Annotated in this window: 22 protein-coding genes; 8 read left to right on the top strand and 14 right to left on the bottom strand. The window is 73.4% G+C overall.

What is annotated here, in order from left to right; translation table 11 throughout:
- A complete protein-coding gene (locus BX266_RS20085) occupies positions 1-870 on the top strand; it encodes an alpha/beta fold hydrolase (protein WP_259464769.1) in 870 nt (289 codons plus the stop codon).
- Positions 871-935: 65 nt separating this feature from the next.
- Here the strand turns inward: BX266_RS20085 and fxsT are convergent, their stop codons facing one another.
- The 6 genes from fxsT to pdxH form a co-directional block, all read right to left on the bottom strand.
- Entirely contained in the window at positions 936-4,937 is a 4,002-nt protein-coding gene (fxsT, locus tag BX266_RS20080; RefSeq protein WP_099901746.1) for an FxSxx-COOH system tetratricopeptide repeat protein, read from the bottom strand.
- Between the two features lie 112 nt (positions 4,938-5,049).
- Entirely contained in the window at positions 5,050-6,303 is a 1,254-nt protein-coding gene (locus BX266_RS20075; protein WP_143686968.1) for a TIR-like protein FxsC, read from the bottom strand.
- A 103-nt stretch (positions 6,304-6,406) separates the two neighbouring features.
- Complete coding sequence (locus BX266_RS20070; protein WP_099901742.1) at positions 6,407-7,198, bottom strand: aminoglycoside N(3)-acetyltransferase; 792 nt, start codon at positions 7,196-7,198, stop codon at positions 6,407-6,409.
- A gap of 146 nt (positions 7,199-7,344) precedes the next feature.
- Complete coding sequence (locus BX266_RS20065) at positions 7,345-9,738, bottom strand: FxsB family cyclophane-forming radical SAM/SPASM peptide maturase (protein WP_099901740.1); 2,394 nt, start codon at positions 9,736-9,738, stop codon at positions 7,345-7,347.
- 46 nt (positions 9,739-9,784) lie between these two features.
- Positions 9,785-9,955 (bottom strand): hypothetical protein, encoded by a 171-nt coding sequence (locus BX266_RS38725; RefSeq protein ID WP_180290543.1) that lies wholly within the window; start codon positions 9,953-9,955, stop codon positions 9,785-9,787.
- A 204-nt stretch (positions 9,956-10,159) separates the two neighbouring features.
- A complete protein-coding gene (gene pdxH / locus BX266_RS20060; RefSeq protein ID WP_107490757.1) occupies positions 10,160-10,783 on the bottom strand; it encodes a pyridoxamine 5'-phosphate oxidase in 624 nt (207 codons plus the stop codon).
- A 396-nt stretch (positions 10,784-11,179) separates the two neighbouring features.
- On the opposite strand from pdxH, the gene BX266_RS20055 reads away from it, so the two are divergent.
- Both BX266_RS20055 and serC read left to right on the top strand, forming a co-directional pair.
- Positions 11,180-12,280 (top strand): citrate synthase 2, encoded by a 1,101-nt coding sequence (locus BX266_RS20055; RefSeq protein ID WP_099901736.1) that lies wholly within the window; start codon positions 11,180-11,182, stop codon positions 12,278-12,280.
- A 168-nt stretch (positions 12,281-12,448) separates the two neighbouring features.
- Positions 12,449-13,573, top strand: a complete 1,125-nt coding sequence (serC, locus tag BX266_RS20050; RefSeq protein WP_099901734.1) for a phosphoserine transaminase — start codon at positions 12,449-12,451, stop codon at positions 13,571-13,573.
- A 157-nt stretch (positions 13,574-13,730) separates the two neighbouring features.
- Here the strand turns inward: serC and BX266_RS20045 are convergent, their stop codons facing one another.
- Positions 13,731-14,723, bottom strand: coding sequence for an aldo/keto reductase (locus BX266_RS20045; protein ID WP_099901732.1), 993 nt, complete (start codon positions 14,721-14,723; stop codon positions 13,731-13,733).
- 215 nt (positions 14,724-14,938) lie between these two features.
- On the opposite strand from BX266_RS20045, the gene BX266_RS20040 reads away from it, so the two are divergent.
- Positions 14,939-15,559, top strand: a complete 621-nt coding sequence (locus BX266_RS20040; RefSeq protein WP_099901730.1) for a ScbR family autoregulator-binding transcription factor — start codon at positions 14,939-14,941, stop codon at positions 15,557-15,559.
- A gap of 119 nt (positions 15,560-15,678) precedes the next feature.
- On the opposite strand, the gene BX266_RS20035 is transcribed toward BX266_RS20040, so the two are convergent.
- Positions 15,679-16,593 (bottom strand): AraC family transcriptional regulator, encoded by a 915-nt coding sequence (locus BX266_RS20035; RefSeq protein WP_099901728.1) that lies wholly within the window; start codon positions 16,591-16,593, stop codon positions 15,679-15,681.
- A 121-nt stretch (positions 16,594-16,714) separates the two neighbouring features.
- On the opposite strand from BX266_RS20035, the gene BX266_RS20030 reads away from it, so the two are divergent.
- A complete protein-coding gene (locus BX266_RS20030) occupies positions 16,715-18,484 on the top strand; it encodes a glycoside hydrolase family 35 protein (RefSeq protein ID WP_099901726.1) in 1,770 nt (589 codons plus the stop codon).
- Between the two features lie 15 nt (positions 18,485-18,499).
- On the opposite strand, the gene thpR is transcribed toward BX266_RS20030, so the two are convergent.
- The gene (thpR, locus tag BX266_RS20025; protein WP_099901724.1) at positions 18,500-19,060 is read right to left on the bottom strand and encodes an RNA 2',3'-cyclic phosphodiesterase; all 561 of its coding nucleotides are present in this window, start codon (positions 19,058-19,060) and stop codon (positions 18,500-18,502) included.
- A gap of 51 nt (positions 19,061-19,111) precedes the next feature.
- On the opposite strand from thpR, the gene BX266_RS20020 reads away from it, so the two are divergent.
- Complete coding sequence (locus tag BX266_RS20020) at positions 19,112-19,636, top strand: GNAT family N-acetyltransferase (protein ID WP_180290542.1); 525 nt, start codon at positions 19,112-19,114, stop codon at positions 19,634-19,636.
- Between the two features lie 21 nt (positions 19,637-19,657).
- Here the strand turns inward: BX266_RS20020 and BX266_RS20015 are convergent, their stop codons facing one another.
- The 3 genes from BX266_RS20015 to BX266_RS20005 all read right to left on the bottom strand — a co-directional run bounded on the left by BX266_RS20015 (position 19,658) and on the right by BX266_RS20005 (position 22,389).
- Positions 19,658-21,217, bottom strand: coding sequence for an MFS transporter (locus BX266_RS20015; protein ID WP_099901722.1), 1,560 nt, complete (start codon positions 21,215-21,217; stop codon positions 19,658-19,660).
- Positions 21,218-21,331: 114 nt separating this feature from the next.
- A complete protein-coding gene (locus tag BX266_RS20010; RefSeq protein WP_099901721.1) occupies positions 21,332-21,766 on the bottom strand; it encodes a MarR family winged helix-turn-helix transcriptional regulator in 435 nt (144 codons plus the stop codon).
- Between the two features lie 77 nt (positions 21,767-21,843).
- Positions 21,844-22,389, bottom strand: coding sequence for a DUF1707 and FHA domain-containing protein (locus BX266_RS20005; RefSeq protein ID WP_099901719.1), 546 nt, complete (start codon positions 22,387-22,389; stop codon positions 21,844-21,846).
- Between the two features lie 183 nt (positions 22,390-22,572).
- Here BX266_RS20005 and BX266_RS20000 point away from each other — a divergent pair, with 183 nt between their 5' ends.
- On the top strand, positions 22,573-23,061 hold the full coding sequence (locus BX266_RS20000; protein ID WP_099901717.1) for a hypothetical protein: 489 nt from the start codon (positions 22,573-22,575) through the stop codon (positions 23,059-23,061).
- Between the two features lie 25 nt (positions 23,062-23,086).
- Here the strand turns inward: BX266_RS20000 and aspS are convergent, their stop codons facing one another.
- Both aspS and BX266_RS19990 read right to left on the bottom strand, forming a co-directional pair.
- Positions 23,087-24,403, bottom strand: a complete 1,317-nt coding sequence (gene aspS / locus BX266_RS19995; protein ID WP_099901715.1) for an aspartate--tRNA(Asn) ligase — start codon at positions 24,401-24,403, stop codon at positions 23,087-23,089.
- Positions 24,404-24,638: 235 nt separating this feature from the next.
- The gene (locus BX266_RS19990) at positions 24,639-26,102 is read right to left on the bottom strand and encodes an NCS2 family permease (RefSeq protein ID WP_099901713.1); all 1,464 of its coding nucleotides are present in this window, start codon (positions 26,100-26,102) and stop codon (positions 24,639-24,641) included.
- A 185-nt stretch (positions 26,103-26,287) separates the two neighbouring features.
- Between BX266_RS19990 and BX266_RS19985 the strand changes: the two genes are divergently transcribed.
- On the top strand, positions 26,288-26,566 hold the full coding sequence (locus BX266_RS19985) for a DUF2530 domain-containing protein (protein WP_099901711.1): 279 nt from the start codon (positions 26,288-26,290) through the stop codon (positions 26,564-26,566).
- Positions 26,567-26,636: the final 70 nt, after the last annotated feature.

The raw sequence follows: 26,636 nt of genomic DNA, 5'->3' as shown, positions 1-26,636 counted from the left end.
GTGGCGACACGGAGGATCGAGACGCCGGACGGTGGCATCCTCGCCGTCGAAACCTCCGGAGACCCGTCCGGCAGACCGGTGTTCCTGCTCCACGGCACCCCCGGCAGCCGGGTCGGGCCCGCCCCGCGCAGCGCCGTGCTGGCCCGGATGCGGGTCCGGCTGATCTCCTTCGACCGCCCCGGCTACGGCGACTCCACCCGGCTGCCCGGACGCAACGTCTCGGCCGCGGCCAACGACGTCGCGGTGATCGCCGACGCGCTCGGCCTGGACCGGTTCGCCGTGGTCGGCCGCTCCGGCGGCGGGCCGCACGCCCTGGCCTGCGCCGCACTGCTGCCCGACCGGGTCCGCCGGGCCGCCACCCAGGTCTCCCTCGCCCCCCGCCACGCAGAGGGCCTCGACTGGTTCGCCGGGATGACCGAGTCCAACGAACGCGCTTACCGCCAGGCCGAGTTGGGCCAGCCACGGATCGCCGGCCAGTTCCAGTTCCGGTCCCGGATGATCCGGCGCGACCCGGCCCAGCTGATCCGCAACCTGGTCCCCGAACTCACCCCGCCGGACCGCACCGTGGTCGCCGACATCGGCATCCGCCGGATGCTGCACTCCACCTACCGGCAGGCGTTCCGCTTCGGCGCCGACGGCTGGATCGACGACGTCCTCGCCTTCATCGCCGAATGGGGCTTCGCGGTGGACTCCATCCACGTGCCCGTCCGCCTCTGGCACGGCGCCGACGACAAGTTCTCCCCCGTCGGCCACTCCGCCTGGCTGGCCGACCACATCCCCGGCGCCCAGCTCTACCTGGAGCCCGGGGCCGCCCACTTCGGCTCGCTGAAGGAGATGACCGACGCCATCCGCTGGGCGGCGCACCCCTGAGGGCGCGCCTCGCGCGAGTGGCGGCCGCGCGCCGGAGGGCGCCGCCGCCACTCGCGCCGGCGGCGTCAGAGCGGCTGCGGCTCCAGGTCCCGGTTGGTGCGGACCCAGTTGCGGGCCGAGACGACCGAGGGGTGCTCCTCGCCGAAGAGTTCGACGAGGGCGGCGACGGCCTGCATCCGCAGGCTCTCCGCCTCGCTGCGGCGGCCCGCCTCCCGGAGGGTGATGGCCAGGTTCGCCTGGCAGACCAGCGCGTCGGGGTGGTTGGCCCCGTACCGGGCGGACAGCCCGCTGTGGGCGGCGCGGCCGAGCTCCTCGGCCTCGGCGAGCTGCCGGTTCTCGGCGAGGGTGTTGGCGAGGTTGATGACGGCGTTCAGGGTGAAGGGGTGGCGGTCGCCGAGCGCGCGGGTGAGGCCGTCGACGGCCGAGCGGCCGTGCAGCAGGGCGCCGTCGATGTCGCCGGAGCCGCGCAGGTAGATGCTGAGGTTGTTCTCGCAGGCGAAGGTGAACGGGTGGGCGTCGCCGAGCAGGCGCCGGTGGCCCTGGTAGGCGTCGGTGGCGATGTCCCGGGCGGTCTCCTTGTCGCCGGCGGCGCTGAAGTCGGCGGCCAGGTTGAGCCGGCAGGCGAGCGCGTCGGGGAACTCGGGCCCGTACAGGTCGATGTAGCGCTCGTAGGTGCGTTCGGTGAGTTCGCGGGCCTCGGCGTACTGGCCGGCCCGGCGCAGCGACACGGCGAGCGACTTGGCGTTGCGCAGTTCCTCCGGCAGGCCGGAGGCGTCGACCGCGCCGAAGGTCTCGGTGACCTCGCGGAGCAGTTCGGCGGAGGCTTTGTAGTCGCCGAGTTCGCGCAGGTCGCGGGCGAGGTTGGACTTGACGCTGAGGGTGTAGGGGTGGAGCGGGCCGAGGACCGCGGAGCGGCGTTCCAGGGTCTCCTGGTCGAGTTCGAGGGCTTCCCGGCTGTTGCCGACCAGGCGGTGGTCGATGGCGAGGTTGTTGGCGACCGAGAGGGTCCGCGGGTCGTCCTCGCCGAAGAGTTCGACGAACTGCCGGTAGGTGTCCTCGTCGAGGGCGAGGGCCTCCTGGAAGCGGTTGAGGTAACGCAGGTCGGCCGCCATCGAGTTGGCGGTCATCAGGGTGTACGGGTGGTGCTCGCCGAGGAGTTCGCGCTGGCCGAGCAGCGTTGCCTCGTCGAGGGCCAGCGCGTCGGTGTAGGAGCCCTTGGAGCGCAGCACGTTGGCGACCTGCAGCCGCAGGCTGTAGACCTGACGGCGCCACAGGCGGCGTTCGGCCGGGTCTGGCTCGGTCTCGGAGCGCACCGCCCAGGCGGCGTCGAGCTGGCGGCCGAGTTGCAGCGCCTGGTCGAGGTCGACGCGCTTCCACAGGTAGCGGACCCGGTCGATGAGCAGTTCGCGGACTTCCCGCTCGTCGCAGTCCTGCGCCCTGGAGGGCGTGAGGTGGGGCCAGATCTTCTCCAGGGTCGGCCAGTTGGCGGGGTTGTCGGTGTCGCCGAGCGGGGGCCTGGCGTTGACCAGGATGCGGTGGACCTGGTGCATGGTGGAGTTGCGTTCGGCTTCCGTCATGCCGCTGCGGACCACGGCCTGGACGAGCCGGTGCACCTGGAAGGAGTCGGAGCCGGCGTCGGTCTTGGCCAGTGCGTAGCGGCTGACGGCGCGCAGCACCTTGCCGAGCAGGAAGGTGTCGGTGAGCTCCTCGTCGTAGGGGACGAGCGCGAGGCGCATCTGCTCGGAGAAGAAGAACTGGTTGAGCGAGATCGGCTCGGGCGCGAAGAAGGCGCACAGTTCCAGCAGCCGGACGGCCGCGGGCGACTGCTCGCGCAGCCGGGTGATGGAGACGTTCCAGGTGAGGCCGACGGGGGTCGGGTAGTCGACCGGGGTCTCGCCGGCGGCGAGGACCCGGGTGGCCTCGGCCTTGAGCTGGTTGACGTAGGTGTCGACGGGGGTGCGGGTGGTCTCCAGCCAGGCGGCGGCGACCTCGACGGCCAGCGGGAGGTCGCCGACGGCGTCGGCGACCCGGTCGGCGTCGCCGCGGGCCAGGCCGCGGACCCGCCTGGTGAGGTGGTCGACGGACTCGGTGCGGTCGAAGACGTCGACGTTGAGCACGCCGGCCTGGCCGGACCAGCCCTGGTTGCGGGAGGTGACCAGGATGTGGCCGGGGCCGTCGGGGAAGAACCGGCGGATCTCGCCCGGCTCGTCGGCGTTGTCGAAGATCAGCAGCCAGTTGGGGGTGGGGATGCCCTGCCGGAGCGCGTCGCGGGCGGCCTGCGCGGCCTCGTTGACGTTGTCGCCGACGCGCAGCCCGAGCCGTCCGGCGAGCTCGGCGAGGTCGACCACCACGTTCTCGCTCTGCTCGGCGTCGATCCACCACACCAGGTCGTAGTGCGACATGTAGCGGTGCGCGTACTCCAGCGCGACCTGGGTCTTGCCGACGCCGCCGAGGCCGTACAGGGTCTGCGGGGGCGGCAGCACCGCCGTGGTGCCGCCGGCCAGTTGGGCCCGCAGGTCGTCGAGGACCTTGACCCGGCCGGTGAACGAGTGGTTGCGCTGCGGGACTTCCCAGAAGGTCGGCTTGGTGCCGGGGAAGCGGGGCGCGCCGGGCGAGCGTTCGGGCAGTTCGGTCTCGGTGCGGCCGAGCGCGCGCAGCAGGGTGGTGGCGGCGGCCTGCTCGTCGCGGCCGATCAGGTCGACCGGGTTGCGGCTGTTGTACGGCGCGTTGAGGCGGACGTCGGAGACCCGGACCGGGATCAGCTGGCGGCGGGCGCCGGCCGGGTCGGCGAGCACGGTGCGGTCCCACAGCGCCTGGGCCTGCGGGGACTGCAGGTAGGCGGCGGACAGCAGGGCGACGGTGCGGTACGCGGAGTCGATGCCGCGGCCGGTGGCCTCGCGCGGGTTGGCGCCGGCGCCGACGTCGCGCGGGACGACCCGGTAGCCGGCGTCGGCGAGCAGCGCGGAGATCCAGTCCGCCCAGGCGCGGTCCTCGGGGACGTAACTGAGGTACAGGTCGGCGGGGGCGGTGGGGCGGCGCCGGGCGAAGCCGTCGAGGTGACGCAGTCTCAGGTCCTCGGGCATCGGCGGCAGTCCGGCGACCCGGCTCTGGGTGATCTCCCGGGTGAGGCGCTCGTTGGCGGCGAGCATCGACCCGGGCAGGCCGGGCTGATCGCCGAACGGGGCGAGGATCTCCTCGTAGGCGTAGAACGGCCGGTAGGGGATCTCGACGCCGGCCCAGTAGCGGGCCAGGTCGGCCTCGCCGAAGCCGGCGGGCAGTCCGGAGAACTTGATCCGGGCGAGCGCCCGGCCGGCGTCGGCCTTCTCCTTCTCGCCCTCGTCGATGCGCATCGGGACGGGCAGGATCCGGATCTCCCGGTCGCCGTAGCGGTCCTCGATGACCCGGGCGATCCGGGAGGCGCCGTCGATGGACTGGTCGCTGAGGGTGAAGCAGACCACCAGGTCGTCGGGCATCTCGACGGTGCAGATGTCGGCGGTGTCGGTGAGTCCGGTGCGGCTGTCGATCAGGACGTAGTCGTAGCGGCGCTTCATGTCGGCGCGCAGCGACTGGATGAACCGCCGGCCCTCGTAGCGCTCGTACAGCAGGTCCCAGTCGAGGCGGGCCACCGAGTAGTCGCGGTTCTGCTGGCCGGCCGGGACGAGGTCGATCCGGCCGGCGCCGGGGAAGTGCGGCCAGGCCAGCGAGAGGGCGTGCGGGTGGATCCGCGCGAAGTCCTCGATCCACTCGGGGTCGCGGTCGATCGGGCGGCGGGCCTCTTCGAGGTAGTCGCCGAACAGGTCCATGATGCCGGTGGTGGCGGCGACCACGTCGGGGTTGAGGAAGGGCCGGAAGAACTGGGCGAGGCCGGGCGCTTCGAGGTCCCAGTCGACGACCAGCACCCGGTAGCCGTTGGCGGCCAGGATCCAGGCGGTGTTGGCCAGCGCCATGGTGCGGCCGGTGCCGCCCTTGTACGAGTAGAAGGTGACGATCCGGCCGTGCCGGTTCTCGATGGTGGCGTCGCGGCGGCGCGCCTGGATCTGCGGGCCCTTCGTCGGCCTCTCGGTCATGACGTTTCCCTCCCCCGGGCCCTTGGGTGCCCGTCCTGTTCCCGCGCGCCGTGCCACCGGACGGAGTCCCGACCGTCCGGCGTCCTGCTGCTCCCGTTCGGGCGTGCCCGGCTCAGGGGCCGATCGTGGGTCTGCGCTCGGCGGGCGGTCCGCCGGGTCTGCTGTCCCGGTGGTGCTGCTCGTGCGCGGTGCAGGCGCGCATCACGGCGCGTTCCATCTCGCCGCGGAACTCCTCCAGGCTGCCGGGGGCGCCGGCCGTGCCGTCGTCGCGGAGGCTGGGCTTCTGGCGGGCGCCGCGGGTGACCGCGAGCACGCTGTCGCCGAGTTCGTTGAGCATCCGTTCGTGGTCGCGGCTCTGCTGGTCCTCGCGGTTCCACGGTTCGACCACGGCGACCGCGCCGAGGTTGCGCCGGTCGAGCCGGCGGACCGCGTCGGCGCGCCGCCCGTCCAGGAACGCCCACCGGTCGACCAGGACGACGCTCGGTGCGGAGGGTCGTTCGCCGGTCAGCAGCTCCTCCGCCTCCTCCTCGAACTCCCGTACGGTGGGCTGGAATCCCATGTTGCGGGCGACGTCGGCGGCGTCCTGCGCGAGCGGCCGCGAGGAGTCCGGGCGGTACGGCTGCCAGTCGGTGCGCTGCTCGCCGTACCAGGTGGCGTCGCGGTTCGGCGGCAGCTCGGGCTGCCGGTAGGAGAACACCGAGATCCGGACCTTGTCGGCGACGTCCGGCGGGTCGAAGGCGGACGGCTGGGACTCGAAGTCCAGCGCCTGCCCGGTCGGGATGACGGTCTGTTCGGCGACGTCCACGATCCGCTGCGCGAGCCGCCACACCGCGGTGTGGTACTGCGAGCTGTAGGTGGCGATCTTCATCAGCGCGTACAGGCCCTCGGTGGCGTAGTCGCCGCCGAAACTGTCGTGGTTGAACTGGAGTTCACCGGCCACCCGGGGCAGCGGGTAGTGGTCCATCGGCACCCACAGGGCGGGCACGATGCCGGTCATCCGCTCCGCGGTGGGCCGCCGCTGGTACACCGAGCGCCGGGTGAACAGGTGCCACTCCCGGCCGCACGCCTCGGACTTGAAGTACCGCGGCGAGTACAGCGGGACGAACACCCGGCAGTTCGCCAGCTCCCGGGACAGCCGCTCCGCCCACTTCTGCCCCTGGTGCATGGAGCGGTCCATGAACCCGATCGGGTGCCCGGCCGGCACGTCGGTGATCTGCAGGATCGCCTCGCACAGGTCCTGGTGCAGCTTCGCCACCCAGAGGTTGGGGTCGGCGGCGCCCCGCGAGTTCATCCTCGGGGTGTGCGCGTAGCTGAGGAAGAAGTACGGCCTCGGCGCTTCCTTCCCCCGGCCCGCTGGGCTGTTCACACGCGCCTCCCCCGAGCCCGCCTGTCACCTGTACCCCCGAAAGGGTCTCAAGTGTAGGAAGGTCGGCGGCCCGAATGGAATAGGGCCTTGATCTGATCCTGCCTCAACTCGGCCTGGTCCTGTACCACTTGTCGGCGAGATCGACCGCTTCCCGGATCGGCATCAGGAAGCAGTGGGCGTCGCCGACCGGACCGCTCTCCAGCAGGTCGGACAGCCCCGCCGCGAGCACCTCGCCCATCGCCGGGAAGTGCTCGTCGCGCAGCCGGGTGCCGGTGAAGCTCCGCCACTGGCGCCGCCCCTCGGGAGTGCGCACCACGCACCGGTAGTGCTGGTCCTCCCGGTCGGGCTGCCAGTACTCCAGCAGGTGGAGCGGGGTGCAGCACCACACCGGGACGCCGATCATCAGGCAGCGCGCGCCGCTCTCGTAGAGCCGCTGGGCGGGCGACTCCGGGCCGAGGTGGCTGCGCCACCGGTGGTCCCTGGTCAGCCACTCGGCGAGCGGCCCGATCGCGGCGAAGGAGGTCTGCGGGTGCCCGCTGCGCCGGGCGCCGGGCAGCTGCCTGACCTCCTCGGAGAGCCGCCCCAGCGTGGGCGAGGCCGGGGTGTCCACGAGGTCCCAGGCGGGCATCCGCGCGTGGTAGTTCCGCAACTGGGCGGGGCTCATCCCGGCCGTGTCGGCCCGGTAGTAGGAGGAGGTGCGGGAGTTCTCGGGTGTAGCGGTGTAGACCACCAGCGTGCCGTCCGCCCCGAGCGCCCCCCTGAGCGCCTCCGCCACCCCGCGCGCGCCGTCCGCGACCGGCCCGACCGCCCGCAGCGAAGCCTGCACCAGCAGGGTCTCCCCCGGCTGGACGCCCAACTTGTCCAGGTGCGTGGTGAGTTCCGCGACGGAGTACAACGGGGCCTCCCGCTACATGGGTCGAAGCCCCACACCTTAGAACCAGGCCCGCGCCGACACCTACTCGGGAATCAATCGTTCAGGTGATGACCACCCGTCAGACGCCGCTGTTTGCACGGACGTTCGCCCCGGGTGCGTCCCGGCCGTCAGCCGCCGGCCGCGACCCTGGCCCGCCACTGCGCGAGGTTCTCCGCCGCGGCCTCCCGCGCGGCGGACTCGGCCGCCGCGCCGACCGGTACCGCCAGCCAGGGCTCGACGGCCGCGCGCATCCCGTCGGCGAACCGCGCGCCGAGCGGGGTGAGCGCCCCCGATCCGGCCAGCGTCTCCACCGCCTCGGCGGTGTGCGCCCGCCAGGCGGCCAGCTGCACCCGGGCGTGCTCCGCGGGCCCGTTGCGCAGACCGTCGTAGGCGCGCACCCGGGTGGCCCAGAACTCGGTCACCGCGAGGTGCGCGTAGGTGCCCTGCAGCAGCCCCTCCAGCGGGCGCGGGTCGGGCCGCCACGGCGCGTGGAACAGCCGGCCGTCCGCGCGGTCGTACAGGTCGTGGAAGTCCAGTACCGCGCCCAGTTTGACGTGCTGGAACTCGTGGGCGACCAGCAGCGCGAGGGCGGGCGCGGTACCGGGGCGGGCGATGCCGACCGCGCCGAACGCCTGCCGGGCGGCGGCGGAGACGTCCCGCCCGTCCGGTCCGGGCCGCAGCGGGGTGAGGGTGGACAGCCCGGCCCGGATGCCCGGCGCGTATCCCGGCAGGTCGCGGCCGATCAGCTCCCAGGCCTCGCGCAGCGCCCCGGCCCAGGCCTGGACCTCCGGCTGCGGCAGGCGGTCCGCGACCGGCCACTGGTGGCTGTCGCGCTGCGGGTCGGTGTCCTCCAGGGCGACCGTCCAGCCGTCGGCGAGGGCCACCCGCCGGACCGGCTGCCAGCGGGCGTCGCCGGGGGTGTCCCAGCCGATCCGGACGCCGCCGACGGTGAACCCGTCCGGGTCGCCGGTGAGCACCGCCTCGCCCGCGCCGCCGACCAGCACCCGTCCGAGCGTGGGCAGGTGGACCGCCCCGGAGCGGACCGGGAGCGCCAGCTCGAACCGGTGCCGGGCGCGCAGCGCGGCGGCGGCGGCCAGCTCGGCCATCCCGCCGAGGTCCGCGCCCGCCTCGCCGCGCAGGCAGCGCACCGCCCAGGCGCGGGCGTAGGGGTGGGTGAGCACGGCGTCCAGCGCGGCGGTGTGCCCGGTGTCCAGTTCGGTGGCCAGCGCCCAGGCCGGGGCGGCCGTGCCGACGGCGGCCACCAGTCGCCGGGTGAGTCCGAGTTGGGCCCGGGCCAGAGCCCGGACGGCGTCCGGCCCGCCGTACCCGGCGGCGAGCTCGTCGAGGTGACGGTCGCTCAGCGCGGCGCCGGGCGCGTCCTGCGGCGGGACGGTGGCGGCGGTCGCGGTGCGGTCGCGGACGGTGGTGATCAGCTTCATCAGGTCCCCGCAGAAGACGGAGGGATTGCGGAAGTCGGAGCCGTCGCCCCGGTAGCGGTGCGCGTACAGCCCGCCGCCGCAGGAGCGCACCACGGGGCAGGCCCGGCACTCCTCGGCCAGCCCGGCCAGCCCGGACTGCCGCTCCACCATGCCGGGGTGCGCGGCGACCTGGTCCAGGGTGTGCGCGAAGACCGTGAACCCGGTGGCGGGCGCGCCGTCGTAGGCGGTCTTCAGGCTGTCGGCCTGCTCGAGGGACCCGTCGGTCTCCACCACCACCAGGTCGGCCGGGTCCAGCCCGAGCGACTCGGTGAGGCTGGAGCGGCCCCGCAGCGTGCGGTGGATCGAGTCGAAGGTACGCACCGGCACCGGCCTGCCGAGCGCGTCCCAGCGCCGGTACACCGCCAGCAGCCAGTCCGCGTAGGGGGTTCCGCCCATTCCGGCGGGCCGTTTGGGCGGCTGCTCGTGAGTGGCGTGCGGCAGCAGGAAGTCCACCCGGGGCGGTTCCAGCGCGAGCAGCGCGTCCAGCACCGCGACGGGGTCGTTCTCCACGTCGACGGTGCACAGCAGCCCGGCGTACAGGTGCCGGTACGGGGGGCTGCGCAGCAGGTCGACGGCGGCGAGCACCTTGGCGTGGCTGCTGCGGCCGTCGGCGTAGCGGCGGTGCCGGTCGTTGGCCGCCCGGTCGCCGTCCAGCGAGACGCCGACCTTGATGTCGTGCGCGGCGAACAGGTCGAGGAACCGCGGTCCCAGCTGCACCGCGTTGGTGTGGATGCGCAGGTCGAGAGCGCATTCGGGGGGCAGGGCGGCGCGCAGCAGTTCGGCGGCCCGGCCGAGCAGGGCGGGCCCGGCGAGCAGCGGCTCACCGCCGTGCAGCACCACGTGGACGGCGGGCAGCCGGTGGGTGCGGGCGTGCTCCGCGATCCGTTCGGCGGTGCGGGCCAGCACGGCCTCGGAGGTGGCGCGGCTTTTTTCGCGCCAGCTGGTGTCCGCGTGTTCGTAGATGTAGCAGTGGTCGCAGGCCAGGTCGCAGCGTGCGTGCATCTTCAGCACGAACTGGGAGAACGGCACCAGCGGGCGCGTCATCGGGATCGGGGGTCGGACGTCGCGTCGGTTGCGCTCGGTCGACCGATCAGATGGAGGAGTTGAACGCCGCCACGGCCACCTGGCCGGTGTCGCCGCCCGGGAGGGCTCGGTACAGCTCGGCGGTGAGCTCGTCCACGCCGAGGGAGGCCAGAGCAGCCAGCGAAGGAGCGGACTCCTCGGCGCGCGCGCTGTCGGCGGGCTTGGTGGCGGCGACCATGATGACTCGTTTCTGCGCCTGTCGGCGCGAGACAGGCCTCGGCGTCCTGTGCCGAGAATTCACCCGGCCGCAGCTTATCTCGCCGCTGCCCGCTCCAGCGCGTTCCAAACCCCTCTTGTTGAGCCATCCGGGGAAACTTGACTCTCCCCCGACCAAGGGCAGTTGACGATCCGTCAGAGTTGATCACCGGCTGCCGCCGAAACGTCAGGGACAGAGCCGTTCGACCCGCCAGCCCTCGCCGTCGGCCACGTAGCGCAGGCGGTCGTGCAGCCGGTTCTCCCGGCCCTGCCAGAACTCGACGGTGCGCGGGACCACCCGGTAGCCGCCCCAGAACGGCGGGACGGGGACGCCCTCGCCCTCCGGGTAGCGGGCCGCGAGGTCGGCGTAGCGCTGCTCCAGCACGCCGCGGTCGGCCACCGGGCTGGACTGCTCGCTGGCCCAGGCGCCGAGCTGGGAGCCGTGCGGGCGGGTGCGGAAGTAGGCGGCGGTCTCGTCCCGGCCGACCTTCTCCACCCGGCCGGCGATCACCACCTGGCGGGCCAGCGCGATCCACGGGAAGAGCAGCGAGGCGTTCGGGTTGGCGGCCAGGTCGGTGCCCTTGCGGGAGCCGTAGTTGGTGTAGAACACGAAGCCGCGCGGGTCGTAGCCCTTCAGCAGCACGGTGCGGGAGGACGGCAGGCCCTCGGCGTCGGCGGTGGAGAGCACCATCGCGTTGGGCTCGGTCACCCCGGCCTCGCCCGCCTCGTGGAACCAGCGGGTGAACTGCTGGAAGGGGTCGCCGGCGAGCTCGCCCTCGGCAAGGCCCGCGTGCTGGTAATGCCGGCGCATCACGGTCAGGTCCGGCCCCGGCCGTTCCTCGGCGGGCGTGGACAGGGCGCTCGGGTGGCGTTCCGCGGTAGGCACCCCAACATCATCCCGTACGACAAGCGCCGAGTGCCGCTACGTCCGCGCAAACACCTGGGGATATGGTGGCTCGCCACGCTTCACGACCCACTGCACGGGGAATCGTCCGGTCTCGACCGGGGTGCCCCGGAAAATCCGCCGAGGACGCCGGAGACGACAGGGGTTCGAGCGGCCCGTGGGGGAAACATCACCGTCGTGGTGTATGGCGCAATGCACTCCGTGCCTGACACTCTGACACCGAGTGCCAACCACCATCGGCCACCGGCATGCCACCCCACCATGGCGGCCTGCCCGTGTCGGATCATTGAAGGAGCCGTTCTGATGTCGGATTTCGTACCCGGCCTTGAGGGTGTAGTCGCCTTCGAGAGCGAGATCGCCGAGCCCGACCGCGAGGGCGGGGCGCTGCGCTACCGCGGGGTGGACATCGAGGACCTGGTCGGCCAGGTCTCCTTCGGCCACGTCTGGGGCCTGCTGGTGGACGGCAAGTTCGCCCCCGGCCTGCCGGCCGCCGAGCCGTTCCCGATCCCGGTCCACTCCGGCGACATCCGGGTCGACGTGCAGTCCGCCCTCGCCATGCTCGCCCCGGTCTGGGGCCTCAAGCCGCTGCTGGACATCTCCGCCGAGCAGGCCCGCGACGACCTCGCCCGGGCCGCCGTGATGGCGCTGTCGTACGTGGCCCAGTCGGCCCGCGGCCAGGGCCTGCCGATGGTCCCGCAGAGCGAGATCGACAAGGCCGAGACCATCGTCGAGCGGTTCATGATCCGCTGGCGCGGCGAGCCGGACCCGAAGCACGTCAAGGCCGTCGACGCGTACTGGACCTCGGCCGCCGAGCACGGCATGAACGCCTCCACCTTCACCGCCCGCGTCATCGCCTCCACCGGCGCCGACGTCGCCGCGGCGCTGTCCGGCGCGGTCGGCGCGATGTCCGGCCCGCTGCACGGCGGTGCGCCGTCCCGGGTGCTCGGCATGATCGAGGAGATCGAGCGCACCGGCGACGCGGCCGGCTACGTGAAGAAGGCGCTGGACAAGGGCGAGCGCCTGATGGGCTTCGGCCACCGCGTCTACCGCGCCGAGGACCCGCGCGCCCGCGTGCTGCGCCGCACCGCCAAGGAACTCGGCGCGCCGCGCTACGAGATCGCCGAGGCGCTGGAGAAGGCCGCCCTGGAGGAGCTGCACAACCGCCGCCCCGACCGCGTGCTGGCCACCAACGTCGAGTTCTGGGCCGCCATCATGCTGGACTTCGCCGAGGTCCCGGCGCACATGTTCACCTCGATGTTCACCTGCGCCCGCACCGCCGGCTGGTCCGCGCACATCCTGGAGCAGAAGCGCACCGGCCGCCTGGTCCGCCCGGCCGCCCGCTACATCGGCCCGGGCGTCCGCAAGCCGCAGGAGATCGACGGCTGGGACCAGATCGCCGGCTGACACTCGTTCAGGTGAAAGCCTGACCGGCTGCCGCCACCGGGGCGCGCGGACCCCTCCCGAGCCGGAGGGCCGCGCGCCCCGGTGAGCCCTGTCCGGTGCCGCAAAGATCACGTCTCAGCGGCCGGACGGGCGTAACCTCCGCGCAATCCGGGGCGATAGGCTGCGGACGTGGCTCAGATTCAGATCCCCGCCGACAATCTGCCCAACGACGGCCGCTTCGGCTGCGGCCCCTCCAAGGTGCGCCCCGAGGCCCTGAGTGCCCTCGCCGCCACCGGAACCTCCCTGCTGGGCACCTCCCACCGCCAGGCCCCGGTCAAGAACATCGTGAAGCGCGTCCGCCAGGGCGTCGCCGAGCTGTTCTCGCTGCCGGAGGGCTACGAGGTCGTGCTCGGCAACGGCGGCTCCACCGCGTTCTGGGACATCGCCGCGTTCGGCCTGGTGCGCGAGAAGTCGCAGCACCTGAACTTCGGTGAGTTCTCCTCCAAGTTCGCCTCCTCCGTGAAGGCCGCCCCGTGGCTGGCCGAGCCGACGGTGGTCAAGACCGAGCCGGGCACCCACCCGCTGCCGGTCGCCGAGGCCGGGGTGGACGTCTACGCGCTCACCCACAACGAGACCTCCACCGGTGTGGCGATGCCGATCCGCCGCCCCGAGGGCGCGGACGCCGGCTCGCTGGTGCTGGTGGACGCCACCTCCGGCGCGGGCGGCCTGCCGGTCGACATCCGCGAGACGGACGTCTACTACTTCGCCCCGCAGAAGTCCTTCGCCTCCGAGGGCGGCCTCTGGCTGGCCACCTTCTCGCCGGCCGCGCTGGAGCGCGCCGCGGAGATCGCCGGCTCCGGCCGGTACATCCCGCCGTTCTTCGACCTGCCGACCGCGATCGACAACTCCTCGAAGGACCAGACGTACAACACCCCGTCGATCTCCACCCTCTTCCTGCTGGCCGACCAGCTGGAGTGGCTGAACGGCCAGGGCGGCCTCGACTGGGCGGTGGCCCGCACCGCGGAGTCCTCCTCGATCCTGTACTCCTGGGCCGAGAAGTCCTCCTACGCGCAGCCCTTCGTGGCCGTGCCCGAGGAGCGCTCGCAGGTCGTCGGCACCATCGACTTCGACGACTCGGTCGACGCCGCCGCGGTCGCCAAGGCACTGCGTGCCAACGGCATCGTGGACACCGAGCCGTACCGCAAGCTGGGCCGCAACCAGCTGCGCATCGCGATGTTCCCGGCGGTCGACCCGGCGGACGTCGAGAAGCTCACCGGCGCCATCGACTACGTGGTCGAGCACCTGAACGGCTGACGCTTCGTCACCAGCGGGCCCCGGTCGATCCGACCGGGGCCCGCTGCGCGTCCGGGCCGAGTTGGCCGGGCTGCGCGGGCAGCCGGTGCTGAACAGCCGGGCCCCGGTGGAGTCGGCCGGACCCGAGCAGGCCTGACGGCGCGTCGGGCCCTCCCGGTCACCAGGCGTAGGCCTCCGGCGCGGGGCCGCCGCCGTTCGGGCCCGGCGGCGGGAACAGCCGGTCCAGCTCGGCCAGCAGGGCCTCGTCGAGGCGCAGGTCGAGGGCGGGCAGCGAGCCGTCCAGCTGGGCCACCGTGCGCGGGCCGATGATCGGGCCGGTCACGCCCTGCTGCGCCAGCAGCCAGGCCAGCCCGACGTGCGCCGGGTCGGCGCCGGCCCCGGCGCAGAGCTCCTCGTAGGCGGCCAGGGCGTCCCGGTGCTCGGCCAGCGCGGCCGCCGAGCGGCCGCTGCCGCCGCGGGCGGCGGTGCCCTCGGCGCGCTTGCGCAGCACGCCGGCCAGCAGGCCGCTGTTCAGCGGGCCCCACGGGATGACGCCGATGCCGTAGTGCCGGGCGGCGGGCAGCACCTCCAGCTCCGCCCAGCGGGTCATCAGGTTGTACCGGGACTGCTCGGCGACCAGGCCGAGGAAGTGCCGTTCGCGGGCCGCCTCCTGAGCCTGCGCCAGGTGCCAGCCGGCGAAGTTGGAGGAGCCGAAGTACAGCACCTTGCCCTGCTGGCGCAGCACCTGGAACGCCTCCCAGACCTCCTCCCACGGGGCGCACCGGTCGATGTGGTGCATCTGGTAGAGGTCGATGTGGTCGGTGCCGAGCCGGCGCAGCGAGTCCTCGCAGGCCCGCCGGATGTGCCGGGCGCTCAGCCCGCCCTCGTTCGGCCGGGCGCCGGTCGGGAGGTAGACCTTGGTGGCCAGCACGGTCCGTTCGCGGCGGCCGGCGCCGCCCGCGAACCAGCGGCCGATGATCTCCTCGGTGGAGGTCTCGCCCGGGCGGGTGCCGTAGACGTTCGCGGTGTCGAAGAAGTTGACGCCGTGCTCGTGGGCCCGGGCCATGATGGCGTGGCTGTCCTGCTCGGAGGCCTCGGTACCGAAGTTCATGGTGCCGAGCACCAGCCGGGACACCGTCAGGCCGCTGCTGCCGAGCCGGGTGTACTCCATGGGTTTCCGCCCCCCTTCGTGCGGTGCGGGCCCGCCGTTCGGGCCTGCGCCGGACGGACACCATACCGACATGCCTGTCTGGTAAATCAAGTGCAATCCGCCCCAGCCGTCCCGACGGTGCGTCAGCAATGGGTCAACCCTCCGTGTACGGCACTAGGATGCAGACAGGTCGGCATCTTTCCCCGGTGTCCGAACCGTGTACCAGGAGGTCGGAGATGACGAAGCAGGAACGTGGCATCCGCTCGCGCAGAGCCATCCTGGAGGCCGCCGCCGAGGTCTTCGACCTGCGCGGCTACGACGCCGCGGGCACCAACGAGATCCTCGCCCGCACCGGGCTGACCAGGGGCGCGCTCTACCACCACTTCGCGTCCAAGGAGGCGATCGCCCTCGCCGTCCTGGAGGCGCACAACGACGGCCTGGCCGTCCCCGAGAGCACCAGCCGGCTCCAGGCCGTCATCGACCTGGGCTTCGCCTTCGCCGACCGGCTGCGCACCGATGCCGTGCTCCGGGCGAGCGTGCGCCTCGCCGTCGAGCAGACCTCGCTGCCCCGGCCCACCGACACCCCGTACGACCAGTCCCGGGCCGTGGTCCGCACCCTGCTCACCGAGGCCGCCGCGCACGGCGAGACCCTCCCCGGCCTGGACGTCACCGAGACGTCGGACGTCATCATCGGCTCGTTCACCGGCGTCCGGGTGATGTCGCAGGTCTACACCGACCGCGCCGACCTGCCCGAACGCCTCACCGCGCTGTGGCGGGTCCTGCTTCCCGGCATCGCGAGCCCCGGCATGATCGGCCACCTGCGGATCACCCCGCCGCAGCCCGCCGGCCTGGACTGACCGCCGCGCGGCCGGGGCGGCTACTTCCGCACGAGGGCGCTGACGATCACCACGGCGAGCAGCAGGACGAACGCGCCGGTGACGATCCGCATACGGGTCTTCGGGTCCACGCTTCGAGACTAGTCGGTCGAACGCCCCGCCCCGGCACTGCCCCGGTCCGGGCCGCCCCCGGGGCGCCCGCCGTCCCACCGCTCGGCGTCCGGGGCGGCCCCGTCCGCGAGGGCCTCGCCGCGGAACTCGCGCTCCCGGAACACCGTCGGGGCGACCCCGACCCGGCGGGTGAAGAGCCGGGTGAAGTACGCCGGGTCCTGGTAGCCGACCCGGCGGGCCACCGCCGCCACCGGCAGCTCGCTCGCCGCCAGCAGGTGCTTGGCCTCGTTCAGCCGCTCGGTCAGCAGGTACTCCTTCGGACTGGTCCCGCCAGCCGCCCGCACCGCCCGGCGCAGCTCCTCGACGGTCATCCCGGCCCGCCGGGCGTGCTCGGCCACCGGCACCGGCAGGCAGGCGTCCCGGCGCAGCAGTTCCAGCACCGGGGCGCCCTCCGGGTCCAGGTCCGCCCGGTGGTCGTGCAGCTCCACCAGCAGCTCGTGCACCGCCGCCGACGCCTGCGCCCCCGCCGAGGCCCCGCCACGACGGCACACCGCGGCGATCCGGGCGATCACCCGCAGGGCCGGCTCCGCGGTGTCGAGCGGCACCACCTCGGCGTCCGGCAGAAGACCCAGCTCCACATACCCGGCGGTGCCCGTGCCGGTGAAGTCCACGAACGACTCCGCCCAGCCGCCCGGGTCCGGCCCGTAATGGTGCGGCACCCCCGGGCGCAGCCACAGCACCGCCGGCGCCGCCACCGGCAGCCGCCGCCCACCCGGCAGCGCGTACCAGCCGGACCCGGTGCCGACCACCACCGCCACCCAGTGGTCCAGCACCCGCGGGCCGACCACCGGCAGCCGGCCGCGCTGCAGGCCCACGCCCAGGCACGCCAGCCCGGTGCGCAGCTGCGCCGGGCCGGGCGTCAGGTAGTGCCACCAGCGCTCCATCGCGCTCCGTCCGTCGTCCCTCGTCCGTCGTCTGCCGCGACAAGTCCAACACGACAAGTCCAACACGCCGTCGGGCTTTGTCCATGGCTTCGGGCCGGTGCCGCCGGGCAGGCTAGGGGACATGCTCACCTACGACTCGACCGGCTTCCGCCTCGACGGCCGCCCGCTGCGCATCCTCTCCGGCGCGATGCACTACTTCCGCACCCGCCCCGAGCAGTGGCCCGCCCGCCTCGCCGCGCTGCGCGCGATGGGGCTGAACACGGTCGAGACGTACGTCCCGTGGAACCTGCACGAGCCGGCGCCCGGCCGCTTCGAACGGCTCGACGAGCTCGGCGCCTTCCTCGACGAGGCGCACCGCCAGGGCCTGTGGACGATCGTCCGCCCCGGCCCGTACATCTGCGCCGAGTGGGACAACGGCGGCCTCCCGGGCTGGCTCACCGCCCGGGTCGGCCGCCGGGCGCGCACCAGCGACCCGGTCTACCTGGCCGCCGTCGACCGCTTCTTCGACGTCCTGCTCCCGCAGGTCGTCGAACGGCAGTGGGGGCAGCCCGGCGGCACCGTGCTGATGGTGCAGGTCGAGAACGAGTACGGCTCCTTCGGCGGCGACGCCGCCTACCTCGCCCACCTGGCCCGCGGCCTGCGCGAACGCGGCGTCACCGTCCCGCTGTTCACCTCCGACGGCCCCGAGGACCACATGCTGGCCGCCGGGACCGTCCCCGGCGTCCTCGCCACCGTCAACTTCGGCTCCGACCCCGAGTCCGCCTTCGAGGCGCTGCGCCGCCACCGCCCCGAGGACCCGCCGTTCTGCATGGAGTTCTGGAACGGCTGGTTCGACCACTGGGGCAAGCCGCACCACACCCGGGACGCCGACGACGCCGCCGACTCGCTGCGCCGCATCCTCGCCGCCGGCGGCTCCGTCAACCTCTACATGGCCCACGGCGGCACCAACTTCGGCACCACCGCCGGGGCCAACCACGCCGACCCGCCGTTCAACTCCACCGACTGGACGCACTCCCCGTACCAGCCCACCACCACCTCCTACGACTACGACGCCGCGATCGACGAACGCGGGCTCCCCACCGCCAAGTTCGACGCCTTCCGGGCGGTGATCGAGGAGTTCGCCGCCGAGCACCCGGAGCTGGTGCGCTACTTGGACTCGCGGGTGGCCGAACTACCGCCTGCCGCACCGGTGCTGAGCGGTCGTGAGGTGCCGCTGTCGGAGTTCGCGGAGCTGCCGTTCGGGCCGGCCGTCGCCTCGCCGGTGCCGCCGCTGTTCGAAGAGCTCGGGCTGGAGCACGGGCTGGTCCGCTACACCACGACGGTGCCCGCGCTCAGCTCCGAGCTCCCGCTCACCGTCGAAGGCCTGCGCGACCGCGCCGCCCTGCACGTGGACGGCAAGCCGGTCGCCGCGCTTGAGCGGGGCGTCCCTGCCGAGACCGTCACCGTGGGCGGCGGCGCGCAGCTCCGCCTGCTGGTGGAGTCGCTCGGGCGGGTCAACTACGGGCCGCAGGTCGGCGAGACCAAGGGCATCACCGGCGTCCGCCACGAACGCCAGTACCTGCACGGCTGGCACGCCGAACCGCTCGCCCTCGACCCGCTCCCCGAGGCCGCCTGGGCGCCCGGCGAACCCGGCGCCGAGCTCCTCGCCCGCGGCACCCTGCACCTCGACAGCACCGGCGACACCTTCCTCGCCGTCCCCGGGGGCGACCACGGCTACCTCTGGGTCAACGGCTTCCTGCTCGGCCGCTACGACGCCCGCGGCCCGCAGACCACCCTCTACTGCCCGCAGCCCCTGCTCCGCCCGGGCCCCAACACCCTCACGCTCCTCGAACTCGGCTCCGCCGGCCCCTCCCACGTGGTGCTCCGCGAGGCTCCCGAGCTGGGAGGCTGAGCGACCGGCGGCAGCTCAGCGCTGCAGCGGCCAGCCCTCGACGACCGTGTAGCGGGCCGGCCCGTAGCCCGTCTCGCTGCGCATCAGCTGGATCCGCCCGGCCTCCCACTCGGCCCCGCGGAACGCGTCCAGCGCGGTGGCCATCGCCCGCAACCCGCCCGCGCCACCGGCCTTGCGGCCGCGGGTGGCCCCGGCCCGCGCGAGCGTGAGGTGCGGGTGGAAGCCGTGGTCCTCGTCGGCGACGCCGAGCGCCTGCTGCACCGCGTCGGCGAGCCGCCGCAGGGCCCGGACGTCCCCTTCGACGCCGGCCCAGAGGACGCGTTCGCCGAAGGTCCCGCCGCCGGCCAGCCGCAGCGGGTGGCTGCGGTGCTCGGCCGCCACCCGGGCCAACTCCCGTTCCAGCGCGGGCACCTCGCTGACGGCCACTTCACCGAGGAACGCCAGCGTGAGGTGCCAGCCCGCCGGGTCGGACCAGCGGAGCCGGTCCGCGCCCGGGAGTTCGCGCAGCGGGGCGGCGGCGTCGGCGAGATCCTGTGTGGCGCGGGCCGGAGGGTTCACGGCGACGAAGAGCCTCATCCCGCCATCCTGCCGCACGGCGGGCCGCGCCGGTCGGACAGAATGAAGGTCATGCGTATTCGTACCGGTGGCCCGGAGTCCGCGGCCGTCCTGCTGGCGCTGCTGGACGGCGCGGTGGCGTGGCTCGCCGCCCAGGGGCGGACGGGGCAGTGGGGGCCGGAGCCGTGGTCCCGGCGTCCGGGTGCGGCCGACCGCGCCGAGCGGGTGACCCGGGAGAACCTGGTCCGGATCGCCGAGCCGGACGACGGGGGCGACCCGATCGGCATCTGCGTGCTGGCCGACCGGGCCCCGGGCAACGTCCCGCCCGCGGGCGAGCCGGAGCTGTTCGTCCGCTGGCTGGTCACCGACCGGGCGTACCGCGGGACGGGTGTCGGCGCGGCGCTGGTGGCGGACGCGGCGCAGCAGGCCCGCACGCGGGGTGCGGGCCTGCTGCGGGTGGACTGCTACGCCGGGGGCGACGGCGGGCTGGTCGCGCAGTACGAGCGGCTGGGGTTCACCCGCACCGCGACCTTCGTCGACGACCGCCCGGCCGGCCCGTGGCCGGGCCAGGTCCTGGCCCGGCGCACCGGCGGCTGACTGCCGAGTGCCGACGGTGGCTCAGCAGGCGGGCGCCAGGTCGTCCTTCTGCACCACCGAGAACACCCGTCCGCGCGCCCGCACCGGGTGCAGGTCGAGACGGACCCGCAGGCCGCTGATCCGGCCGAGCACCAGGGCGACGGTGCCCGCCGCCGCGGCGGAGACCAGACCGCAGGCGAGCAGGCCGAGCCGCGGGCCGTACTGGGCGGTGATCCAGCCGACCAGCGGGGCGCCGATCGGGGTGCCGCCGGTGAAGACCAGCACCAGCAGGCCCATCACGCGGCCGCGCATCTCGGGGTCGGTGCCCAACTGCAGCGCGGCGTTGACCGAGGTGTTGAAGGTCAGTCCGAACACGCCGATCAGGGTCAGCAGCAGCGCGAAGGTCCAGTAGCCGGGCGCGAACGCGGCCAGCACCTCCAGCGCGCCGAATGCGCACGCGGCGGCGACCAGGCGGCGCAGCCGGGGCGCGCCGCGCCGGGCGGCGAGCAGCGCGCCGGTCAGCGAGCCGACCGCCATCGCGGTGTTGAGCAGGCCGTACTCGCCGGCTCCGACGTGGAAGGTGTCGCGCGCGAAGCCGGACAGCAGGGTCGGGAAGTTGAACCCGAAGGTGCCGATGAATCCGGCGAGCACCATCGGCCACAGCAGTTCGGGGCGTTCCCGGACGTACCGCAGGCCCTCGCGGAGCTGGCCCCGTTCCCGGGCGATCCGCTCGACGGGGCGCAGTTCGCTGCAGCGCATGGCGAGCAGGCCGCCGATGACCGCGGCGAAGGAGAGCGCGTTGACGGCGAACGCCCAGCCGCTGCCGACCGCCGCGATCAGCGCGCCGGCGACGGCGGGGCCGACCAGGCGGGCGGTCTGGAAGTTGGCGGCGTTCAGGCTGACCGCGTTGGCCAGGTCCTTGGCCGGGACCATCTCGCTGACGAACGCCTGCCGGGTCGGGTTGTCGACCACCGTGACCAGGCCGAGCAGCAGCGCGAACAGGTACACCAGGACGGGCGTGACGGTGCCGGTGATGGTGAGCAGGGCGAGGCCCGCGGCGAGCAGGCCCATCGCGCCCTGGGTGGCGATCAGCAGGCGGCGCTTGGGCAGCCGGTCGGCGAGGACGCCGCCCCAGAGGCCCAGCAGCAGCATCGGCAGGAACTGCATGGCGGTGGTGATGCCGACCGCGAAGGGGCTGCCGGTGAGGCTGAGGACCAGCCAGTCCTGGGCGATGCGCTGCATCCAGGTACCGGTGTTGGAGACCACCTGGCCGGCGAAGTAGTACCGGTAGTTGCGGATGCGCAGGGACGAGAACATCCCTCCCGGGCGGGTGAACCGGCCCGGCGAAGCGGCGGGGGTCTCCGCCGCGGTGGGATGCTCGGGGTCGTCGTCGCCGCTGCCCGGCAGGCCCGTGGGTGCGGGCGCCTGGGTCTGCGCGGCGGGGGCGCCGGCGGGGGCCTCCCCGGTGGCGGCCGCCTCGTCGGTGAGCGGCTCGTCGACGCGCGACCCGGCGGGGCGGGTGATGCGTCGGGGGTCGGTGCGGAAGTCGGTGCGGATGGTCGCGGTGCGGATCGCGGCGGCGCGGGCGGCCGGCGGTGTCAAGGTGGTCTCCCCTCGGCGCGACGCGACCGTCCCGGGGACGGTCGCGGCGCGGTGTGTGGCGCTGGTGGGTGCTGCGGTGATGCGGTTCTCCTTCGGTTGCCCGGGACGTTCCGGCTACAGGTGGGCCAGCTTGTAGAGCACGGGTGCGGCCGCCTTCAGCCGCTCCCACTCCTCCTCGTCGAGGCCCTCGGCGAGTTCCGCCAGCCAGGCGTTGCGCCGCCGGCGGGACTCGTTGAGGATCTCCTCGGCCTGCTCGGTACTGCTGACCACCACCTGCCGGCGGTCCTCCGGGTGCGGCTCGCGCCGCACCAGGCCCTTCTCCTCCAGCATCGCGATGATCCTGGTCATGGACGGCGGCTGGACGTGCTCCTTGCGGGCCAGCTCGCCGGGGGTCGCCTTGCCGCAGCGGGCAAGCGTGCCGAGCACCCCCATCTCGGTGGGGCTCAGCGACTCCTCGACCCGTTGGTGTCTCAACCGTCGGGCCAGGCGCATCGCGGACGACCGCAGCTGGCTGACCGCCAGCAGGTCGTCCTCGGACATCTCGGGCATGTCCTTAGCCTATGTCATTACCGAAGCTAAGGAAAATTGATTTCGATCACTCCGCCGGTCGGCCGGGCGGGCGGCGCTCAGTCCGCGGTGAGGTGGAAGCCCAGCCGCCCGAACCGCAGCCGGTCACCGGGGCGGACCGCTGTACCGCCGGCCACCCGGCGGTCGTTGACGAAGGTGCCGTTGCTGGAGCCGAGGTCGTACAGCACCCAGTCGCCGCCCTCGAAGCGCAGCTCGGCGTGCCGGCGGGACACCGTGCTGTCGCCGAGCCGCAGGTCGGCGCCAGTCATCCGGCCGATCAGCAGCCGGGCCACCGCGGGCTCCGGCAGGCGCAGCCTGGTCAGCTGCTCGGCGTGCCAGGTCTGGCGCAGCCGCACCTGCAGCGCCGACACCTTGGCCACGGTCCGCAGCAGCAGCCGGGAGACCGGCCCGTAGGTGTGCAGGTCGCCGACCACCTCGGCCAGTTCGGAGCGGCTGCGGGCGGTCAGCACCAGCTCCATCCGGCGGATGAAGGTGTCGTGCGAGAGACGGCCGCTGCCGACCCCGTCCCGCAGCACCTCCAGCGCGCTGTCCCGCTCGGCCTGCGAGGGGCGGGCGAGCTGGGTGCTGAACTCCTGAGCGGCCATAGCGTGATTGTCGGCCGGGCAGCCCGGCACTGTCCAGCATCCGGCCGGACGGTGACCAGCCGCGATCACAACTCCGGTCCGGCCCGGAGCTTTTCGGCCCGATCCCGGCCAACTCCGGCCCGCCGCGCGGGCGTCCTGGCAGGATCCGGGACGCAGCACCGACGACCGAGGGGACGCACCGCCATGCCCGTGATCGCCGTGACCGGGCACCTGGACCTCACCCCGGCCACCGCCCGAGCCGTCCGCGCCGCCCTGGACGCCCTCCTCGCCGCCCGCCCCGCCGCCGAGTTGACGGGCGTCTCCTGCCTCGCCCCCGGCGCCGACACGCTCTTCGCGGACGCCGTGCTGGCCCGCGGCGCCCGCCTGGTCGCCGTGCTGCCCGGCCCGGCCTACCCGGACCCGCAGGCCACCGCGGCCGAACGCGCCGCGTTCGAGCGACTGCGCGCAGCCGCGCACCGGGTGCTGGTGCTGCCCGCGCCGCTGCTCGACCCGGCCGCCTACGTCGCCGCCAACGAGGAACTGCTGCGCCTCGCGGACGAGTTGATCGCGGTCTGGGACGGCGGGCCGGGCAACGGCCCGGGCGGGACGGCCGACATGGTCGCCGCCGCCCGGGCGGCCGGGCTGCCCGTGCACGTCCTCTGGCCGCCCGGCTCGGCCCGCACCGGGGGCTGAACGCCGTCCCGCGGCCCGAACCGCCTTACGGCTCCAGCCGGTTCGGGCCGCGGAACAGGAACACCGCGTCCCGGATCGACGGCAGGCCGAGCGCCAGCATCAGCACCCGGCCCAGCCCGAGGCCGAACCCGCCGTGCGGCGGCATCCCGTACCGGAAGCAGTCCAGGTACCGGCCGAGCGGGCCCCCGGGGCTCGCGTCCATGCCCTTCTCCCGCGCCTGCTCCACCAGTCGGGCGTGCCGGTGCTCGCGCTGCGCGCCGGTGGTGATCTCCACGCCCTTCCAGAGCAGGTCGAAGGAGTCGGTGACGCCCGGGTCGTCGGCCGGCCTCCGGTGGTAGAACGGGCGCACCGAGGCCGGGAACCGGGTCACGAACACGAACTCGTGCCCGGTCTCCTGCGCCACCAGGGCGCTCAACAGCCGTTCGCCCTCCGGGTCCAGGTCCTCCCTGGCACCCTCCGGGTCCCAGCCGGCGTCCCGCAGCTTCTCCGTCGCCTCGGCCATCGTCAGCCGGGGGAACGGCAGTTCGGGCACCGTGACCCGGGTGTTCCAGTGCTGCTCGATCTGCTCGCCGTGCCGTTCCGCGACCCGCTCCAGCACCCGGCGCAGCATCCGCTCCTCGAAGGCCATCACCTCGCCGACGTCCTCGGTCCATGCCAACTCGACGTCCACACCGGTGAATTCGGTGGCGTGCCGGGAGGTGAAGGAGGGCTCCGCGCGGAACACCGGACCGATCTCGAAGACCCGGTCGATGCCGGCGGCGATCGCCATCTGCTTGTAGAACTGCGGCGACTGCGCCAGGTACGCCGTCCGGTCGAAGTAGCCGACCTCGAACACCTCCGCGCCCGACTCCGAGGCGGTGCCCATCAGTTTCGGCGTGTGCAGTTCGGTGCAGCCCTCCTCGGCCGCCACCTCGCGCATCGCCTGCTCGACCGTGGTCTGCACCTCGAACACCAGCCGCCGCTCCGGCCGCCGAATGTCCAGGAACCGCCAGTTCAGCCGCTGCTCGGGACCCGTCTCCGCGCCGATCGGCAGGCCCGGTTCGGCCGCCGACACCACCTCGACCCGCTCCGGCACGATCTCCAGCCCGCCCAGCTTCACCACCGGGTTGAGCACCACCCGGCCGGTCACCACCACCGCCGACTCCACCGTCAGGCCCCGCAGCAACTCCCCCAGCGCATCCCCCTCGCCCCCGCGCCGGTGCGTCACCTGCACCATCCCCGTGTGGTCCCGCACCACCACGAACTGCACCTTGCTCTGCAGCCGCAGGGTGTTCACCCACCCCTTGACCGTCACCGTCCGACCGACCGCCGACGCCAACTCACCGACAAGGGCACGCACCATGCCGAAGCAACTCCCTGGGTTGCGGACGCGTTGCTCGCGCCACGAACAAGAGCGGTAGACAGCCGCCCGAGGACCCGCCCACGCTAACCCGCCCCTCCCCTCCCCCACCTCCCGTTTTCTCCGCGTCCGGGGGGCAGGGCGCGCGCCGTCGCGGAGCAGTGCCTCCGTCTCGGGCCGGACACGACGGCCCTCCCCCGCGGCGCGCGGGGGAGGGCCGTCGTGGCGCGGTGCGGCGTCAGAGCAGGCCGAGGGCCGGCATCAGGTAGTAGAAGGCGAAGACGGCGGCCACGCAGTACATCGCGATCGGGACGGTGCGGCCGCGGCCGGCGACCAGGCGCAGGACGCAGAAGGAGATGAAGCCGAAGCCGATGCCGTTGGTGATGGAGTAGGTGAACGGCATCATCACGATGGTGAGGAAGGCCGGCATCGCGATGGTGTAGTCGGACCAGTCGATCTCCTTGATGGAGTTCGCCAGGATCAGGAAGCCGACGGTGACCAGGGCGGGGGTCGCGGCCTGGGCGGGGACCATGGTCGCGAGGGGGGTGAGGAAGAGCGCGAGCAGGAAGAGCGCGCCGGTGACCAGCGAGGCGAAGCCGGTGCGGGCGCCCTCGCCGACGCCGGCGGTGGACTCGACGAAGCAGGTGTTGGCGGAGGAGGAGGTCGCACCGCCCGCGGCGGTGGCGATGCCGTCGACCATCAGGATCTTGTTGATCCCGGGGAGGTCGCCCTTCTCGTCGAGCAGGTGGGCCTCGTCGGCGACGCCGAGGATGGTGCCCATCGCGTCGAAGAAGCAGCTCATCAGCACGGTGAAGACGAACAGGATCCCGGTCAGCACGCTGACGTGGGAGAAGCCGCCGAACAGGCTGAAGTGGCCGACCAGGCCGAAGTCGGGGCCGGCGACCGGGTTGCCGGGCCAGGTGGGGACGGTGAGGCCCCAGGCTTCGCCGGACAGGCCGACGGCCTGCTGGATGAGCACGGCGATGCCGGTCATCACGGCGATGGAGATCAGGATCGCGCCGGGCACCTTGCGGACCACCAGGGCCATGGTGAGCAGCAGCCCGAGGATGAAGATCAGCACGGGCCAGCCGTGCAGGTGGCCGCCGAGGCCGAGCTGCAGCGGGACGGTGGTGTGGGCGGCGTCCGGGATGCGGGTGACGAAACCGGAGTCGACCAGGCCGACCAGGGTGATGAACAGGCCGATGCCGATGGCGATGGCCTTGCGCAGGCCGAGCGGGACGGCGCTCATGACCCGCTCGCGCAGGCCGGTGGCGACCAGCAGCATGATCGCGAAGCCGGCCAGCACGACCATGCCCATGGCGTCGGGCCAGGTCATCTGGGGGGCGAGTTGGAGCGCCACGATGGTGTTGACGCCGAGGCCCGCGGCCAGGCCGATCGGGACGTTGCCGATGACGCCCATCAGCAGGGTGGTGAGTCCGGCGGTGAGGGCGGTCGCGGTGACCAGCTGACCGCTGTTGAGGTGGGTGCCGTTCATGTCCGTGGCCGAGGCCAGGATGATCGGGTTGAGCACCAGGATGTACGCCATCGTGAAGAAGGTGGCGACACCACCGCGGATCTCGCGGGGCAGCGAGGAGCCGCGCTCGGAGATCTTGAAGAAGCGGTCCAGGGCGCCGGACGGGGGCTGCGGCGCGCTCTGGGAGGGCTCGGGCGACGCGGCGGTCGACTGGGCCTGCGGAGACATGTCGGGGGTCCTCGATCAGGAGAGGCCGGGGGAGGCAAGGGTGGGGGGAGTTTCAGTATGACGATTCCGGTCGTGCACGCGCCATCTTCGCGCGTAGAACAAGGCCATTACGGTCATGTGCGATCGAACCCGAAAGACAGGCCGCCTCTCCCGGCCCGCCGGGCCCGCCCCGTACGCTAGGTCCCATGCCCAAGACCGCACTGCGCCCCGCTCCCCCGGCCATCGAGGGGAACGACGTCGCCATCGTCGGCACCGGCACGGTGCTGTGGTTCGTCGGCTTCGTGGTGCTGCTGCCGTTCCAGGGCCGGCTGTCCGATCACGGCCACGGCACCTGGCCGTGGGTCTGCCTGTCCGGCGGCCTGCTCGGGCTGATCGGCCTGAAGTACTGCACGGCCCGCCGGGCCGCGATCCGCCGTGCCCGCGCCGCGGAGGCGGCGGGCGCCGAGGCCGCCGACGAGGGCTGAGCCCCCGTCAGCCGCTCCTGACCACCCGTCCGGCCGGAATCGGACCAAGGTGGGGCGCACCGGGCAAATC

The sequence above is a fragment of the Streptomyces sp. TLI_171 genome (assembly GCF_003610255.1).
Lineage (GTDB): Bacteria > Actinomycetota > Actinomycetes > Streptomycetales > Streptomycetaceae > Kitasatospora.
The sequence above is the reverse complement of the archived record's forward strand: the minus strand, read 5'-3'. Positions and strand labels throughout refer to the sequence as shown.